This is a genomic window from Hyphomicrobium sp. B1, assembly GCF_049532635.1.
Taxonomy (GTDB): Bacteria; Pseudomonadota; Alphaproteobacteria; order Rhizobiales; family Hyphomicrobiaceae; genus Hyphomicrobium_B.
In genome coordinates this window covers 1,487,025-1,502,970 of record NZ_CP134871.1, presented here as the reverse complement: position 1 = coordinate 1,502,970, position 15,946 = coordinate 1,487,025, and the positions used below count along the sequence as shown (strand labels likewise).

At 58.1% G+C, this 15,946-nt stretch carries 17 protein-coding genes and 1 tRNA gene; 11 read left to right on the top strand and 7 right to left on the bottom strand.

The features are described from left to right. Positions 1-124 precede the first annotated feature (124 nt). Positions 125-1,936 (top strand): ABC transporter ATP-binding protein, encoded by a 1,812-nt coding sequence (locus RLW55_RS07340; RefSeq protein WP_423416013.1) that lies wholly within the window; start codon positions 125-127, stop codon positions 1,934-1,936. Positions 1,937-1,964: 28 nt separating this feature from the next. Here RLW55_RS07340 and RLW55_RS07335 read toward each other — a convergent pair whose 3' ends face one another. Together RLW55_RS07335 and RLW55_RS07330 are read right to left on the bottom strand one after the other, a co-directional pair. Then, complete coding sequence (locus RLW55_RS07335; protein ID WP_423416012.1) at positions 1,965-4,142, bottom strand: glycogen debranching N-terminal domain-containing protein; 2,178 nt, start codon at positions 4,140-4,142, stop codon at positions 1,965-1,967. 77 nt (positions 4,143-4,219) lie between these two features. After that, a complete protein-coding gene (locus tag RLW55_RS07330; RefSeq protein WP_414464096.1) occupies positions 4,220-5,314 on the bottom strand; it encodes a glycosyltransferase family 4 protein in 1,095 nt (364 codons plus the stop codon). A 280-nt stretch (positions 5,315-5,594) separates the two neighbouring features. On the opposite strand from RLW55_RS07330, the gene RLW55_RS07325 reads away from it, so the two are divergent. The 4 genes from RLW55_RS07325 to RLW55_RS07310 all read left to right on the top strand — a co-directional run bounded on the left by RLW55_RS07325 (position 5,595) and on the right by RLW55_RS07310 (position 8,239). After that, the gene (locus RLW55_RS07325; protein ID WP_409561264.1) at positions 5,595-6,224 is read left to right on the top strand and encodes an SH3 domain-containing protein; all 630 of its coding nucleotides are present in this window, start codon (positions 5,595-5,597) and stop codon (positions 6,222-6,224) included. A 581-nt stretch (positions 6,225-6,805) separates the two neighbouring features. After that, complete coding sequence (locus RLW55_RS07320; protein ID WP_423416011.1) at positions 6,806-7,447, top strand: hypothetical protein; 642 nt, start codon at positions 6,806-6,808, stop codon at positions 7,445-7,447. A 59-nt stretch (positions 7,448-7,506) separates the two neighbouring features. Next, positions 7,507-7,965 (top strand): hypothetical protein, encoded by a 459-nt coding sequence (locus tag RLW55_RS07315; protein ID WP_423416010.1) that lies wholly within the window; start codon positions 7,507-7,509, stop codon positions 7,963-7,965. Positions 7,966-7,981: 16 nt separating this feature from the next. Continuing rightward, positions 7,982-8,239, top strand: coding sequence for a hypothetical protein (locus RLW55_RS07310; RefSeq protein ID WP_013949821.1), 258 nt, complete (start codon positions 7,982-7,984; stop codon positions 8,237-8,239). A gap of 157 nt (positions 8,240-8,396) precedes the next feature. Here RLW55_RS07310 and RLW55_RS07305 read toward each other — a convergent pair whose 3' ends face one another. Continuing rightward, positions 8,397-8,666, bottom strand: coding sequence for a hypothetical protein (locus RLW55_RS07305; RefSeq protein ID WP_423416009.1), 270 nt, complete (start codon positions 8,664-8,666; stop codon positions 8,397-8,399). Positions 8,667-9,011: 345 nt separating this feature from the next. Here RLW55_RS07305 and RLW55_RS07300 point away from each other — a divergent pair, with 345 nt between their 5' ends. The 3 genes from RLW55_RS07300 to RLW55_RS07290 all read left to right on the top strand — a co-directional run bounded on the left by RLW55_RS07300 (position 9,012) and on the right by RLW55_RS07290 (position 10,096). Then, positions 9,012-9,383: a hypothetical protein gene (locus tag RLW55_RS07300; RefSeq protein WP_423416008.1), complete on the top strand. Its 372-nt coding sequence runs from the start codon at positions 9,012-9,014 to the stop codon at positions 9,381-9,383. Between the two features lie 36 nt (positions 9,384-9,419). Then, on the top strand, positions 9,420-9,623 hold the full coding sequence (locus RLW55_RS07295; protein ID WP_409561268.1) for a hypothetical protein: 204 nt from the start codon (positions 9,420-9,422) through the stop codon (positions 9,621-9,623). 155 nt (positions 9,624-9,778) lie between these two features. Further along, positions 9,779-10,096: a hypothetical protein gene (locus RLW55_RS07290; protein WP_423416007.1), complete on the top strand. Its 318-nt coding sequence runs from the start codon at positions 9,779-9,781 to the stop codon at positions 10,094-10,096. 784 nt (positions 10,097-10,880) lie between these two features. Here the strand turns inward: RLW55_RS07290 and RLW55_RS07285 are convergent. Further along, positions 10,881-11,267 carry a hypothetical protein gene (locus RLW55_RS07285; RefSeq protein WP_423416006.1) on the bottom strand — a complete coding sequence of 129 codons (387 nt, stop codon included), beginning with the start codon at positions 11,265-11,267 and terminating at the stop codon, positions 10,881-10,883. Between the two features lie 131 nt (positions 11,268-11,398). On the opposite strand from RLW55_RS07285, the gene RLW55_RS07280 reads away from it, so the two are divergent. After that, entirely contained in the window at positions 11,399-11,854 is a 456-nt protein-coding gene (locus tag RLW55_RS07280; RefSeq protein ID WP_423416005.1) for a hypothetical protein, read from the top strand. 94 nt (positions 11,855-11,948) lie between these two features. Beyond that, positions 11,949-12,206, top strand: a complete 258-nt coding sequence (locus tag RLW55_RS07275) for a hypothetical protein (RefSeq protein ID WP_423416004.1) — start codon at positions 11,949-11,951, stop codon at positions 12,204-12,206. A gap of 87 nt (positions 12,207-12,293) precedes the next feature. Here RLW55_RS07275 and RLW55_RS07270 read toward each other — a convergent pair. From RLW55_RS07270 to RLW55_RS07260, 3 genes are all read right to left on the bottom strand, one after another. Then, positions 12,294-12,370 (bottom strand) — tRNA-Met (locus RLW55_RS07270). 227 nt (positions 12,371-12,597) lie between these two features. After that, complete coding sequence (locus RLW55_RS07265) at positions 12,598-12,978, bottom strand: hypothetical protein (RefSeq protein WP_409561272.1); 381 nt, start codon at positions 12,976-12,978, stop codon at positions 12,598-12,600. A 222-nt stretch (positions 12,979-13,200) separates the two neighbouring features. After that, the gene (locus tag RLW55_RS07260) at positions 13,201-14,391 is read right to left on the bottom strand and encodes an MFS transporter (protein WP_423416003.1); all 1,191 of its coding nucleotides are present in this window, start codon (positions 14,389-14,391) and stop codon (positions 13,201-13,203) included. Positions 14,392-14,883: 492 nt separating this feature from the next. Here RLW55_RS07260 and RLW55_RS07255 point away from each other — a divergent pair, with 492 nt between their 5' ends. Further along, the gene (locus tag RLW55_RS07255) at positions 14,884-15,939 is read left to right on the top strand and encodes an NAD(P)-dependent alcohol dehydrogenase (protein WP_423416002.1); all 1,056 of its coding nucleotides are present in this window, start codon (positions 14,884-14,886) and stop codon (positions 15,937-15,939) included. Positions 15,940-15,946 lie beyond the last annotated feature (7 nt).

Below are 15,946 nucleotides of genomic sequence, written 5' to 3'. Positions count from 1 at the left end.
CCCCGCGGAAATCCGATGGCTGCCATCGGTATAGGCCGATCAGCCGATGACAATTCTCATATCCGAGTGAAGGGCGCGACCAATTGGTCTTGTCGCTCACTGCCCATGAACCGCCCTCGCTTCGATGAGTTGTTATCGCGAACGGTCGACCATCGAGGGACGTGATATTTTGACGAACGATTTATCGGCATTTGCCAAGCATCCTTATCGTTTCATTGCCGATATCATTCGCGGGTATCGGTGGTCTCACTTGGCGATTCTCCTCTCCGTAATCGCCGCGGTGACGTTTTCGGTTTCGACGCAATATGGCGTCAAAAAACTCGTCGATGCGCTTTCCGATCCGACGAAACATCAAACTGTCTGGGCCGCTTTCTTTCTTCTCATTGCATTCATTGCCGCCGACAATCTGTCTTGGCGGCTTGCGGCGTGGCTGGGGCACTCGACGTTTACAGGCGTTACCGGCCGTGTCCGTCGGAAGCTTTTTCGGCACCTGACAGGGCACGCGCCAAGCTTCTTCCACGGTCGCGCACCGGGCGCTCTGACGAGTCGCATAACCGCGACTTCTAATGCGCTCTACACCACGGAAAGCATGGTGACATTCAATGCCCTGCCGCCGCTGATCGCGACGGTTGTCTCAATCATCTATTTGACGACAGTCAGCGTCGCGATGGCCTTCACTCTTACGGCCATCGTCGGCGTCGTGGTGGTGATCATGTTCTATTGGGCCGCGCGAGGGACACCGCTGCACCACGCTTATGCGCGTGAGGCTGCAAACGTTGACGGCGACATGATCGACGTCATCTCCAACATCTCCGTCGTCAAATCGTTCGGGCGCATGCGCAGCGAACATCGCCGCCTTGGCGGCGTTATCAGCCGCGAAATCCGTGCACGCAAAGACAGCCTCTACTTTCTGGAACGGCTGCGGATCTTCCACGCGCTCACGACAGCCGTTTTGACGTCGTGCGTGCTGGCGTGGTCGATCGCGCTTTGGCAGGCCGGCCGAGCAACGCCGGGCGACGTCATTCTGGTCTGCACGCTGGGTATTTCCATCCTCAGCGCGACGCGCGATCTCGCCGTGGCACTCGTCGATGTGACGCAGCATCTCGCCCGCTTTTCCGAAGCGCTACGGACGCTACTCATCCCGCACGAACTGCCGATCTACGCGTCGGCGAAGCGTGAGGCGACGACGCACGGCACCGTCGAGTTCCGCGATGTCGGCTTCGCCTATCCGGATGGCAAAGAGGTTTTCTCGTCGTTGAACTTCAAGATCGAGCCGGGCGCGCGCGTTGGCATCGTCGGACCGTCCGGCGCCGGAAAGTCGACGATCTTTGCTCTGATGCAGCGATTCTACGATGTACAGCATGGCGCCATTCTGATCGATGGCGAGGTCAGCGCGACGCTTCCTGACGACGCCTTGCGCAAGACAATCGCTGTCGTGCCGCAGGACATCAGCCTCTTTCATCGCTCGCTTCGGGATAACATTCGCTACGGCCGGCCCGATGCGAGCGATGAAGAGGTCTTAGCCGCGGCTGAAATGGCGCGATGCCTGAGCTTCATCGAACAACTTCCAGATGGGCTCGATACCGTTGTCGGCGATCGCGGCGCGAAGCTGTCCGGCGGCCAGCGGCAGCGGATCGCGATTGCCCGCGCCTTCCTGAAGAATGCGCCGGTGCTGCTCCTTGATGAAGCAACGTCGGCGCTCGACACGCATTCCGAAGAACTGATCCGGGAAGCGCTGACGACGCTTATGCGCGGTCGCACTGTCATCGCTATCGCGCATCGACTTTCGACGCTGCGCAACTTCGACCGCATTATCGTGATTCAAAATGGAAAGATCGTGCAGGACGGGACACCGGCGTCGCTGATCAGCAAGGCGGGGGCGTACAAATCGCTTGTCGATCTTGAAGTTCGCCGCTTGCAAACGGCAGCGGCGTAAACCGCGCACTCGGACGCCGATGTTCAGCTCAAGCCAAGACGACTTTGGCGCCGCCACGGCAATTGGTAACGTCAATCGTCACGACGCCGTGGTGGCGACGTAAGACGAAATCGGCAGAGCCTTCGCCCGCTCGAATGTTGCGCAGCTCAATTTCTCCGGCTCGAAGCGGCAAGCGCGGTGAGCGCAACGTGACGGTGCGCGATGCGCCATCGATTTCGAGGCCCATCAGCGAGCTGACCATATGGAGCATGGCACCACTGGCCCAGGCTTGCGGCGAACACGCAACAGGATAAAGAATCGGTGCGCGTCCCGGCCGACGGCGAAAGCCGCAGAACAACTCCGGCAACCGGCCTTGCGACATCTTTAGCGCGGCGTCGAGCAACCCGTCGAAAATCGGCTCGATGCGCTCCGTCTGTCCGTAGCGCGCAAAGCCAGCGCCGATCATGGCGTTGTCATGCGGCCAGATCGAGCCGTTGTGGTAGGACATTGGGTTGTATCGCGCTTCGGTGGTCGCGATCGTGCGAATGCCCCAACCGGAAAAGAAACCTGGCGACAACATCTGCTGGACGACACTGCAGGCGCGATCGGGAGATGCTATGCCCGTGCTCAGCATGTGGCCGGCATTGCTCGAGCGGATCGCGACGCGTTTCTTGGCACCATCGAGCGCGATGGCATAGGTGCCGATTTCCGGCGACCAAAATTCCTTTTCAAATCTCTGCTGAAGCATGGCGGCTTGCGCGCGAAGATTTTCTGCGAGTTCGCGATGTCCAAGAATATCCGCTATTCGCGCCGCGGCGATCTTGGCGGCATAGACGTAGCCCTGAACCTCGACGAGCGCGAGCGGGCCTTGCGCGAGCGAACCATCAGAGTTGAAGACGGAATCGTGGCTGTCTTTCCATCCCTGGTTCGCTAACCCCGCTTCGGTTTCCCGCGCGTATTCGACGAAACCGTCACCGTCGGGATCGCCCGGGCCGTCGATCCATTCGAGCGCCTTCAGAATGGCCGGCCAAAGCTCATTCAGGATCTTCGTGTCGCCCGTGACGCCAACGTAAGCTCCGGCAAGGACGACGAACAGCGGCGTGGAATCGACGCTGCCATAATAGAGACCAAACGGAATTTCGCGCAGCGCCGCCATTTCACCGTTTCGCATCTCATGCAAAATTTTTCCCGGTTGCGCGTCGGCTGCTGCGTCGTGCTCGACTGCCTGATAGCGTGCGAGACGACGCAGGACGCCGCGCGCGATCGAAGGGTCGAGCCACAGCACCTGCAGCGCCGTAATGAGCGCATCGCGTCCGAACGTTGTCGAATACCAGGGCGTTCCGGCATAGGGATATGGGCCATCCTCCGTTTCCGTGACCAGAAGCCGAAGATCAGCGAGCGCGCGGGACAGCACCTGATCCAATTCCGAATTGGATACGCGTATGCTTGCGGCCTCCAGCTCGATGCGGCGCTGCGCGCGATGAGCATCGCGCAAACCTTTGACGTAGGAGCACGGCGGCTGCTTGCGATCCGTTCCGGCGCTTGCTGTTATGAAGACGCGTTTGGATTGCTTGGCCGGAATGTGCAGATGAAAGAAGGCCGAGGTCTCTTTCAGAGATGCCGGCTCGGGATCGACATGGATCGTCGTTTGCCGCACGACGTTGTCCAAGCCGGAGTAAACAAAGCGGACCGAGTTCGGCGCATCAACGACGCGCTTGACACTGCCGCGTTTCTCCCGGCGCATCCCACGCACTTCAAAAATATCCGCAAAGTCGGCATCGAAGATAAGCGACACCGGCAGCATCAAATCGACGTTGGAGTGATTGGTGAAGACCAAACGCTGACGCAGGGCCGCTTCTCGCACGTACGTCGTCCGAAAGACGTGGACGACATCCTTGTGAAGCCAGAGCGTGCCTTCGGCGAAGACGTCGGTGTTGGTCAGATCGCAGCACAGCTGCAGGTCCTTGCTGTCCAGCGTTGAACCGAGCAGCAAAGGCGAATGGCGCGCAATCAGCAGCTCAAGCCGCGACAAATACCGCGTATCATTGAAAAAGAAGCCGTCGACGTGATTGCCGAATGCGCCAACATCGCCGTGCGTATCGACGACTGCGAAAGCATCGTCATGCTTTAGCGTTTCGTGCGTGCGCGGAGAGCTATCCGCTTCCGCATGAATCCGTTCGATCTCGTTTTCATCATGATCGGACTGCCGTGATGGCGCGACTGCCATCGAACCACTCCCTTCCGAAGATATCGCGCCACTCTTACAATCGCAGACGCTCCTCAATGAGCATAGTAACGATCACATCAATTGACGAGTGTTTCCTGCCCTATTGCGACGTCGTCGCCCCGCACCGGTACCAACGCGCGATCTGTTTCCGCGAAGGCGCGGGCGTAAATATCGACGTAATTCATCGCCATCGAGGCAGCGGTGAAGCGCTCATCAAATTGTTGGCGAACGCGAACGCGGTCGAGCGCGAGAACACGCGGCAGCGCGGCTATCGCGCTTTGAACGTCTTCGACGACAAACCCCGTAACACCTTCGTCGATGACCTCGCGAACCGATCCGCGATCGAATGCCAAGATCGGCGTTCCACAGGCCATAGCCTCGATCATGACCATGCCAAAAGGTTCTGGCCAATCGATCGGGAACAGCAAAGCCGAAGCTTCGCCTAGGAATTTCGCCTTATCGCAATCACCGATCTCGCCGATGAATTGGATGTCGTCGCCCTGCAGCAGCGGCTTGATGACCTGCTCGAAATATTCGACGTCGACGGCATCGACTTTGGCGGCGACCTTCAGCGGAAAGCCGACGGCGCGGGCGATCTCGATGGCGCGATCCAAGCGTTTTTCCGGAGAAATGCGTCCAATGAACGCGAGATAGCCGCCGCGCGGATTGAATGTCGGCTGATAGAGCTCCTGTGGAATGCCATGATAGATCGTGGCGGCGAAGTTCGCATAAGGGATCGGTGCGCGCTGCGAATCCGAAATCGATATGAGTGGCATTTCGGGAAATGCGCGATAGAGCAATTGCAGGTCGGGCAGATCCTGGCGACCGTGCAAGGTCGTGATCGTTTTGTCGGCGATAGAACGAAAGAGCGGAAACTGAAATTGATCGATATGAAAGTGGATGACGTCGAAACGGGACGCCAGTCGGCGAACCTTATCTATCATCATCATGTAATAGGGCAGCGGATCCCTAACGTTAGGATCAGAACGGAGCGCAACATCGCAACACGGGATGAGGTTGGCCGCCGTAACGGAATCGCCACTGGCGAAAAGCGTGACGTCATGACCTTGCGCCACGAGCTCTTCCGTTAAATACGAAGCAATACGTTCGGTTCCGCCATAAAGCTTCGGCGGAACGCTTTCGATAAGGGGAGCGACTTGCGCAATTTTCATTGATTTCGGCCCTTGTCTCGATCCGGAAGTTGAACGCAGCCCCACGGCTATCGTTCCCCTGTTCCCGTGCGACTCGATGTTCGAAAAAGTGTTCAGAACCGGTTCAGGGCCATCGCCGCACACATTGCACATTCGTTGGCCGAGTTCCGTGCTCGTCAAAGCAGACGGCGGCGCGCCAGCGAAGATTGCGGAAGGCGGCATTGCTCAAATGATGCGATAGTCATGACGTTGCCATGGTTTCAGATTGAAGAGAGCACACCATTCCGATTGAGGAGCTGTAATGAGAATAGGAAAACTTGCGGGGGCCTTTGCCGTCTTCCTGACGCTGGGCACCGCGGCTGCTGAGGCCTCGCCAGGCTACTCCACGGCAAACGTCAACATGCGGACCGGGCCGGACACGGAATTTCCGAGCGTCGGCGTCATTCCGGAAGGTGCGCCCGTCGACGTCCGCGGTTGTCTGCGCGATGAATCGTGGTGCGATGTGATCTGGGGTCCCAATCGCGGCTGGGTCTACAGCGAGTACCTCGGCTTCGACTACCGCGGACAGACGACGCTCTTGCCGGATGTCGGCGTGGCAGCGTTCGGCATTCCCGTCGTGGCATTCGTAGCGTCGGACTATTGGAACCGCTATTACGTCGGCCGCCCATGGTACGCTGACAGAGCACGGTGGTTTGGATTCCGGGTCCACGGACGCCCCGGCTGGCGCGCACCGCCTCCGGGTCCCCGTCACGCCGGTTGGTGGCGTTCCGGCTATCGCGCTCCGGGTGGCATGAAGCCGCCGCCGGGTGCAGGCTGGCACCGTCCGCCGGGAAACTGGGGTAATGGACCGCGTCACGACGGCCCGCGCAACGACGGCCCGCGGCACGATGATCGCCGCCATGATGATCGTCGACCCGACGATCGCCGCTAACGCCCATCATCAGAAGAAAACAAAAGCACTCGGAAGATTGTCTCTTCCGAGTGCTTTTTTTGATACTGCCGAGACAGCTAGTACTTGCGCAGATTCCGATTTCTCGCCGTCGGATCGATGAAGTTCGGATCGTACTCGCGTCGAATCGGCTTCGGATACGTCGATTTCGACGACGACGTCGCGGAACCGGAGAGACCTGCACCGGGCAGACTCGACGGTGGAACTCTGACCATCGCGGGATTCGTATCCGACTGTCTTTGATTGAAACGCATCTGCGCGCATGCCGGTCCGGCAAGCGCGACGGTTATCGAAAAGAATAAAATCGCTCGTTTCACGTCGTTCCCCTCCACCCCTTGCTGCGGCTGTTTACTGGGGTACTAGATTTCCCCGTTCTCAGAGAGCCGCGATTCACTCGGGGAGGACTTCTGGTCGGGAATGTGGCTCAGACGTGGCGATTGCCAGGCTGCCGGGAATAGTACCCCTTCTATCGCTCCAATAAACGTCGGTCTGAGAAGAAATTCGGCCTTTCTGTTGCCGCGCTTGCATTCCCAAATGCTGGGCGGGGAGCATGGGGACGAACGATGACGCCCATTGCATCTAGGTTATTGCTGACAATTGCCTTCGCGGGCTGTCAGGCCGCCCAGGCACTGGCCGACGACGCCCTTCCCCTGACGTCGTTCGATACTGCGCTCCCTGCTTTCGTGCCGAATTCAGGACGCGGAAATTTCACCACGGCGCTCAACGACAATCGCGCGTCGGCGACAGCGGCGCGGCGCGCTGCCGAAGCCTTAAGCGCGAAGTTTACCGACATCACGACAAATTCGATCGCGAAAGACGATTCGCCTCCGACAACCACGCCGGCTCCGGCTCCGGCAGCAAAGCCGACGCCCCCTGCGTCGGTCCAGGCACATGCGCCTGTGGCGGCTGTCGATCCGCCCCACATCGTCACCACGAACAGCTCGCGATCCTTCGTGCTCGCATCACGACAGGCCGACGGCAACAGCAAAGCGAGCGCATCATCAAGACGGCGCTTGACGACAAATGAAAAACGACATCGCGTCCCGCGTGCCGTCGCCGCGCAAACGGACGAAACAGGCAAGGGAACTGCAGAGGGTCAGAAGGGATCGGAAAAAGATCTCGCGGCGATCGGCACGAAAGTCGGCTTCCTCGATCTCCTGACCAATCCGTCACTGTGGTCGTCGCCTTTTGGAGCGAAGCCGTGATCGGCGATCCGCGCGGGGCGGGGTGGGACGCGGATGTCTGAGGTGCCGAAGACGGCCTGATGCAGTTTCCGGGCGTCACGCTCGCCACGATCTGCGAGCGAGAAAAAACGCTCGACAATGTCGTCGGTTGCGAGATCGAGGCGACGCGTTCGTGCCTGAGCCAGAATATCGTTCAAGATGCGAACGAGAGATTTCAACTCATCCGAGCTGTAACAGCCGTGCATGCGAAAACTTCCAAAGCCCGTTTTGCTCGCCGAATCATCCCGGAAAGCGCCTTTCGAGCGCGGTTCCACGACCGGCTCCGTCACGCAAAACGCGAATGGATAACCGCGGTTCCGTTGCCAGCGATAACGATGATTTCATTTGGCCCGGCGGGACCGCCCCCGAGTCCGCCGCGTAACACTTGTGGCGGCAACCGGCGTCCTATGGACGCAATGGGTGGTGAAATTGTGCATGCGCTAAAGACGAAGGCGCCCAATGCGTGCCAGCATGGAGTCGGTCTGAACTTCTGTGGCTGATGCGGAAGGTGAGCAGATGGGAAATCTGGTTCTTCTAAGTGGTGAACGCGCAAAGAAAGAGTTGGAGGAAAAGCAACGGCTGATTGTCGGACTCAAAGAGCTGCTTGCCCGCGCTGAGTGCGGAGAGCTTAAGGCAATCTGCTATGCGAGCGTCGATGCAGACGGACAGAACGTCACGCTGGGCATTCTGCAAGACGACAAGACGGGCCTTCACGAGCTGATCGGCCTATCGCAGATGCTGAGCGACGCGATCCTGCAAAGCGCGCGCGACTAAAGCGGTCGATCGACGACCCACGTACGGTCCGGCTCTTCATCGGGCCGACGTCACATGACGAAAGAAAGTTGCCGATGTTTCGGCAACGATATGAATGCTCGTTCCATTCGAGATTAAAACAGGTGCGAGGCTTCAGCCGCGCACCTGTTTTTGTAGCTTAGCTGACGTGCTTCTTGGCCGGCTTCTTGGAAGCGACGTGCTTCTTCGTGTGCTTCGAGGCAACGTGCTTCTTCGTCGTCTTTTTGGAGGCGACATGCTTCTTCGCGGTGTGCTTCGTCGCGACGTGCTTGTGCGCAACGTGTTTCGTGGCGACATGCTTCGTGGCGTGATGATGGTGGACCGGCTTCGTGGCTTCTGCCGCATTGGCAACGCCAGCACCGAGCATCGTGGCAACAGCGGCGACTGCCGCGATCAGGGTCTTGTTCATCGTGGGCTCCATAGGATTTGCAACGTCTGCTGACATTGCCTGATGCCCTCTGGTACCCTGTTCTTGCTGTCATCAAGATGAACAAAACAATGGATTCGCTATACGTTTTCGTAAGGAGCCCGACTGCCGGTGGCCAGCTCGCGCGCTTTTGGTTGTAGCTCGGCGCATAGCGAATTTTGCGCATGTGGACTTGACCGCGGTGACCCAAATCAGATTGCTTAACACACGCCGACAGCAGCGCGTGTGCTGAGTAGTTGTTGCCCCTGGATCTACAGGGTCAACCTCTACCCCGGAGGTGTCATCGGCAGCAGACAGAACCGCGCCGTCCCCAAATGGTTCTGTCCATTGAGCGACAAGCTCAAGAAGAGAGCGGTTTCCAATGCCGCTCTCTTCTGCATTTTCAGGGGCATTTTCGACTTTTCGGAACCCACCGCCGACATGAGCCGTTACGCTCTCCATAGACGTATGGAGGACGTACTCATGACGATTGATCATGATCACGATTTCATTGACGTCGCCGACGAAGCTGATGCGCGCCGGGCGGCGCGGATCGTGTCGCTGATTGGCCTGCTGGGCGTGCTGGTTCTCGGCGTCGGGCTGATTTCGTTGTTGATGTATGGGCGCATATTGACGGACAGCGGCGTCACCGAGCTGACCGCGCGACCGGCCATAACTGTGCCGCAGGCACCCTCAGTTCCTCAGCCTCATGCGGACTGACAGCAATCGCAAGAGAGATTGGCAGGGAGATTGGCCATGGCCTTCTGGCATGAAAACAGGACGCTCGATGACTTGGTGCGGACCAGCGATCGTACGCTCAATGTGCTGGTGATCGTGCTACTGGCCGCTTTTGCGCTCGGTTCCGGCGCCTATTACTACGGCCAGATGAATCCTCGGGTCGAGACATCGGCCACGGGCATCGGCTCAGATGCGCCTCCTCCTGCCAGTCAGCCGAGATAGCGGAATAGGAAACATCGTCTCGTTTTGATTCGCGTATTCGCGACGCGGAAACCGTCGTGCATAAATAACTGGAGCGCTTGGACACTCTATAGGCCGACGGCAATATCTTTCGCCGACACTTCCGACGAGATCTGCCTTCCAATCGGAGAGATGTCGTGAAGAAAATCGCAATCGTTGCCGCTACAGCGTGCCTTCTCGCTGCAGATGCGGCAGCGGCTGGTCCGTTCGCTCTTGGCGGGCTTGCGCATCCGGGATTGGCTCAGAAAACCCATTGGATCCGCAAGAGCTGGCGCGGCTATAGCGGACCGCCGTACGGCATCGAATATTCGCGCGCCTATAGCTACGCCTTCGACTCGAGCTACTACGAATCCGGCTACGCTGGCTGCAGAGGCGTACAGCACATGTGCGCCAGTCGGTGGGGATGGGTCGGACACGCCTATCGCCGCTGCCTTTCTAATCACCGTTGGTGCTAATGCCGCCGACGGTATGGTCCGGCATTTCGCCGCCGAACCCGACCTAACAAGCCTGCAAAATCAAACCGCCTTATCGTCTCCAACGTCATAACATCCTCACGCCGCGACGCGCATTTGCGCGATTTTGCGGCCGTCAAGGCTTATGTTTTGAAATAAATTGTGTGTTGCGATAGCGGCACCCCTGTGGTGGGATTGGGGCGGAAAGTTTGAGCGGACCTCGGGGGTTCTCTCTTAAAAATCGCAGTGGCGACAGTTGCGTTTCGTATGCGCTCGGCTGAAGGGCCGGGCGGTAGTGGGATAGCTGTTGCCGATCGAAAAGATGGGACAAGAGCGATGACTGTTACCCGCCAGTCCGAGGACAAAATTAACGCGCGCGAAGAGGGATTGCTCCCTTTGTGCATCCTTGGATTTATCGCCGTCACGGTTGTGATCGGGTGGCGCCTGTTCGATCACGAGAGGCCGAACATGCCCCGTGCAACTGTGATGATGGACGCTGGCACGCCCCGCGGATAGGCGTTCTTAGCGAAAGGCCGATTGGCCTCAAGGATGGTCGCCGTCGTAATGGGCGACATCCGTGTACATGATATAGCGGCCAGCAACGAAGCCGATTGCGATCAAAATACAAGCGACGGTAAGGATCTTTACGTGGCGATGCATGGTGCCTCGTGCTGGGCGTTGGCGTTGAACGGCCGACCGTAGCAGATCCCTAGCCTTTTTGTCTTAAGGCTCTCTTCCAGCGGGACATTGGTCGGCGACACAATTGCCGCTGCCGTGGCGCACCATTTCAGGCTTCGGAAAACACGCGGGACTTGATCGGGCGAATGGTGGTCGAGGAGCCGCGAATACCGGGCCTTGGGCGATAATCGGCGAAGCCCTCCAGCCGTGTGCGGCGTTCCGGATAGACGACGTCGGCCGCCTTTATCCCGAACAGGGCAAATTCCGAGGGCTGCAGGCTGTTTGCCGAGAAGACGACGGGCACCTTAAGGACCTTCACAGCATCGTAGAAATCAAGCGTGTCGGTCTCAACGCTGAACTCGATAATGACGGTTACCGCTTTTGCGGATCGCATGAACGCCAAGGCGGCGGAGAAGGCCTCGAACGCATAAGCGCGGCCTTTGGCAGCTTCACTCAAGCGCCCGGAAATTACGATTGCTTTGAGGTCATCCCCCACCGCTACCCCGCGTTTATCAAACTTCCTTGCTCATTAGAGCCCGCACCAGTCTAACCGGGTGGCCACGACGGCCAATTCACGATCCGCACAGTTAAGCAAATAACTGTGGGCCGATTGTGGATAGATCGGCCATGAACCCGCTCCGCGCCCGAAAACGGCGGGCGTCTTGTGGAACGCGCGACGTGCGCGCTCTCGCAATTCCCAGTATTCGCCGCCCATTGAACGGCGGCCAGAGACGCCCCTATTGTTCGCATGCGCAGCAAATCCGCTCGCTGCCGCGAAAAACAACTCGGCGTTTTGCTGGCGCTTTCGACAGTATTCACAAAGCGTGGGAACGAGGCATACTGATTGCACGTTGGGTAGAAAGGCCGCCGACGTGTGAGCTGTGCGTCATGTTTCGAGACAATGTAATCTGGGTCGATTTTCGCCTGTCAAAAGACATTCGTGCCAGACAGGTCCTGTCGTTCGCCGAGCGTATGAAGGCAAGCTCGGATCAGACGCAGCAATATCTGCAAATATCACAAAGCGCTCTCGACGTTATTCGGATGATGTTGGAACGCGACCCGCACACGCCGCGGCGGTCGTGATTTAGGATGCCTGCGGATTATTCGATCCAAAGCGGCATTTCACGGGTAACGTTGGACTTCGGTAACGATCAGCGGCCGATCAATGGAGGAAAACATGGCTCTGTGGGCAGATCCGCATTCTTCCAAAGCCGAAACGCGCATTCCGGATCGGCAAATCGACGACGACGCATTTGAAAGTGCGAACAACGTCGGCTCAAGTTTGCCGATGATGCTGCTGGGCGCAGCATTCGGTGTGGCGCTGCTCGGCGTAATTATTCGGCTGGGATATCCCGGCACGGTGACGACCGTGGCAGACCAGACATTGGATCGTCCGGTGTCGAGCGCTCCAGCCGGCTTACCGTCAGCGCATTAGATCTGGACGAGAAAGCCAAAACCGACTTCCGCGCGTTTTCCTCAACGAAACGGCGCGAGATCGCCGTAAAAAATTGCGAGAAGTGATTGGTTGCGGGGGCCAGATTTGAACTGACGACCTTCAGGTTATGAGCCTGACGAGCTACCGGGCTGCTCCACCCCGCGTCACCAAAAAACGCAAGGTCTTCAAGACATATGCGCTTTGCCGGATAAACAATGCCGCTCGTTGGAGCGGCAGGAGGGGCCGTATAGCACAAAAAAAACGTCTGGGAACCCCCAACGTCGAAATTCTTCGGCATCCTGTTGAGAAGGCCCGAATTACGGGCCTCGCGCGCACCTGCGCCAATCGCTCAGTGATGGCACAGGCTTGTTGAGCCGCCGTCTGACGAGGCTCAGGGGAAGTGCTGCAGCCGCAGCGTGTTGACCGTCAGACCCGATTGGTCGAGCGCCTGGGCGATGAGGTACGTCGGCGTATCCCGACGCTTCGGCTGGTAGCTGGCGGGCTGCACACTGGCTGCCTGCCGATGCGTCGCGCGGTGTGCCGTCCGACTGGACTTTGCGGATCTAACCGCCTTCGCCTGATGATGGTGACGCTGGCGATGCTCCATCGCGCGTCCGAGATTGCCTCCCAATCCCATATAGCCCGTCGACCAGCCCCCGGTTAGGGCCAAGGAAGCGGCGTCGCTGAGGCTCTGCGCGACACCAGCCTGAGCGCCTGAAAGCGAAAGCGCGGCGGACAAGACGAGAGTGGGGAAAAGCCGGGGTATCTTCACGGGTTCAATCCGATATGAAAGAGATGTCCATTGATTTCGAGTCCGCAGTGTTTCGGTTAACAAAAGATTAATTTCAATTCATTTCAATACAATTGGACGATAAATTTTCATTTTTTGGATTCGGCCATTTATTCTCGACCCCATTTCGCTCCGGCCCACAATCTGAGATTCCAGGGGCGTTCCCGCTCCCGTTATGGTTTTTGCAATTTGGACACAAACTGATTACCGACTGCGATTGGCCACAAAGAAAAGCAGCAGCAATATAATTCCGATTGCGGTGCCCATTGCTGCAGTCATCGACCAACCGCCCCAATGCAATGTAATTGTTCCGAGCACTGATCCGATAGCGCCGCCAACGAAATTGATCGTCATATAAATCGCATTTACGCGGCCGCGTACTTCCTGAGGCACGGAGAAAATTATGCGCTGGCTCGTGATTTGATTGGTCTGAATAGCAGCATCAAAAAAAATCGTGACTACGACAAGGGCTGCGAGCCATTGCCAAGCGACCACCAAATCCGCCACGTAACAGGTGAGAGCAAGCACCGACATGGCGCCGATCGTCATGATGCGCGTATAGCCGCGGTCGGCAAAGCGCCCCGCAATCGGCGCAGCCAACGCACCGCCGGCACCTGCCAATGCAAAAAGCGCGATGCTCTGCTGGCTCATACCGAATTGATCGGCGAGCATGATCGGGGCTGCCGTCCAGAACATGTTGAATGCAGTGAACATCAGCGCTTGATACAACGCCCGCTCGCGGAGGATCGGCATGCTGCGAAACAAGCCGACCATCGACTGCAGAATATGGAAATAATGCTTGCCGGTTGCCGGGCGATGGCTCGGCATTATTCGAAATAGCGTCGAACCGATCGCGATCATCAATATCGCCGAAAACCAAAAGACTGCGCGCCAACCGAAATGCGCCGAAATGAAAAGCGCGGCCGGGCGCGCCAGCATGATGCCGGTCAAAACGCCGGCCATCACATTTCCGACGATGCGGCCTCGCTTGGCCTCGGGAACGAGATGGGCGATGAATGGCAGGAGAACTTGCGCTGCCGTCGAGCACACTCCGACAATGAACGACGCCACAAAGAACGGAAGCGCGGATTCTGACGTGGCCGCGCCGACAAGACCTACCGTTGTCAAAGTCAGAAGCGTCAGGACCAGGCGCTTGTTCTCGACGAGATCGGCCAGCGAGACGAGCAGAAACAAGCCAACGCCGTACCCGATCTGAGTGATACTCGAGATCGAACCCGCAAGATCGGGCGTAATGTGGATCTCTTTGCCGATCTCTGCGATCAACGGCTGCGCATAATAGAGATTGGCGACGAGCGCTCCGGCAGCAATCGCAAATATCGTGATGAGCGTAGCCGAAGGCTCGGCGGTGCGCTTGTCTTTCGTCTGGACATTCAAAGGACAACTCGCTGATATCAGATTTCAATGACGATTCAGCCCACGCATCGTTCCTTGCAAACGACATCCGGCTTATCCGGAATTTGCGTCCAGAGCTTCGTGAGAGGCGGTGCATGGCGACAATTTCTCGCCGCACGGGCTGGGCGGCGAACAGATAGTCGAGCGGGCCCGCTTAAACAATGTGACGAATTCCGCCTCGGCGGGGAGATAACCCAAAATATCTTCGCGTCGCGCTTGAAGCAGCGCAGGATATTATGCCCAATAATTCGAATACGGCATTCGGTTTGCGCCGCATTCTCCTGACGGCGAATATCCTCCACCTAGGAGGAGCCAACCGTTTGACCCGGAATCTCCGCCGCAGTAGACACGCCACATCACAGGCGGATGCAATCGGCAATCGGCTTATAACAATTACCCGGGTGATTTAAAACGGCCGGACGCGGCTTCGGCGTCAGTTATTGCTTTTCACGGCAGCATCATAAAAGGACGAACATGCAGACAAAAGCCTATGCCGCGGCGGCAGCAAAGGCGCCGCTTGGATCTATTACGATCGACCGTAGAGATCCCGGACCAAACGACGTTGTGATCGACATTCTCTTTTGCGGGGTTTGTCATTCCGATCTTCACACCGCACGCGGCGAGTGGCCGGGCATTCTTTATCCCTGCGTTCCGGGCCACGAAATCGTCGGTCGCATCACGGCCGTCGGTAAGGACGTGACCAAGTTCAAAGAGGGCGATGTCGCCGCCGTCGGCTGTATGGTCGATAGCTGCCGAACCTGCGGCTCCTGCGAGCACGATCTCGAGCAATATTGCGAGGGGCCGCATAGCTTCACCGGCACCTATAACGGCGCGGCGAAGGGCGGACTGCCCAATACGTTTGGTGGCTATTCAAAGCAGATCGTGGTCGATGAGCACTTCGTACTGCAGGTTCGACACAAAGAAGATCAGCTTGCGGCCGCGGCGCCGCTGCTTTGCGCGGGCATCACAACGTGGTCGCCGCTGAAGCATTGGAACGTTGGGCCTGGCAAGAAGGTCGGCATCGTCGGCATTGGTGGGCTCGGCCACATGGGCGTCAAGCTCGCTCACGCACTCGGCGCGCATGTCGTGGCATTTACGACGTCGGACTCGAAGCGGCAGGCCGCGCTCGATCTCGGCGCGGATGAGGTCGTCGTATCGAAGAACGCCGACGAAATGGCAGCGCATGCCGGCACGTTCGATTTCATCCTGAATACGGTGGCCGCGTCGCATAACCTCGACGCGTTCACCAATCTGCTCAAGCGGGACGGCGCGCTGACTCTCGTGGGCGTGCCTGAGCATCCGCATCCCTCGCCATCAATATTTCCTCTTATCTTCGGCCGGAAGTCGATTGCCGGTTCGTTGATCGGTGGCATCGCCGAAACGCAGGAGATGCTCGATTTCTGCGCCGAGCGTGGCATCACCTCGGATGTAGAGATGATCTCGATGAAGGACATCGATCACGCTTACGATCGTATGCTCAAGAGCGACGTCAAATATCGCTTCGTCATCGACATGGCGACGTTCGAGTGACGCACAG

Coding starts and splice junctions, on each gene's coding strand:
- RLW55_RS07295 (WP_409561268.1), top strand. CDS start 9,420: ATGGCCTTCTGGCATGAAAACAGGACGCTCGATGACTTGGTGCGGACC.
- RLW55_RS07280 (WP_423416005.1), top strand. CDS start 11,399: ATGAACCCGCTCCGCGCCCGAAAACGGCGGGCGTCTTGTGGAACGCGC.
- RLW55_RS07305 (WP_423416009.1), bottom strand. CDS start 8,666: ATGAACAAGACCCTGATCGCGGCAGTCGCCGCTGTTGCCACGATGCTC.
- RLW55_RS07325 (WP_409561264.1), top strand. CDS start 5,595: ATGAGAATAGGAAAACTTGCGGGGGCCTTTGCCGTCTTCCTGACGCTG.
- RLW55_RS07335 (WP_423416012.1), bottom strand. CDS start 4,142: ATGGCAGTCGCGCCATCACGGCAGTCCGATCATGATGAAAACGAGATC.
- RLW55_RS07320 (WP_423416011.1), top strand. CDS start 6,806: ATGACGCCCATTGCATCTAGGTTATTGCTGACAATTGCCTTCGCGGGC.
- RLW55_RS07330 (WP_414464096.1), bottom strand. CDS start 5,314: ATGAAAATTGCGCAAGTCGCTCCCCTTATCGAAAGCGTTCCGCCGAAG.
- RLW55_RS07310 (WP_013949821.1), top strand. CDS start 7,982: ATGGGAAATCTGGTTCTTCTAAGTGGTGAACGCGCAAAGAAAGAGTTG.
- RLW55_RS07340 (WP_423416013.1), top strand. CDS start 125: ATGAGTTGTTATCGCGAACGGTCGACCATCGAGGGACGTGATATTTTG.
- RLW55_RS07315 (WP_423416010.1), top strand. CDS start 7,507: ATGCAGTTTCCGGGCGTCACGCTCGCCACGATCTGCGAGCGAGAAAAA.
- RLW55_RS07255 (WP_423416002.1), top strand. CDS start 14,884: ATGCAGACAAAAGCCTATGCCGCGGCGGCAGCAAAGGCGCCGCTTGGA.
- RLW55_RS07275 (WP_423416004.1), top strand. CDS start 11,949: ATGGCTCTGTGGGCAGATCCGCATTCTTCCAAAGCCGAAACGCGCATT.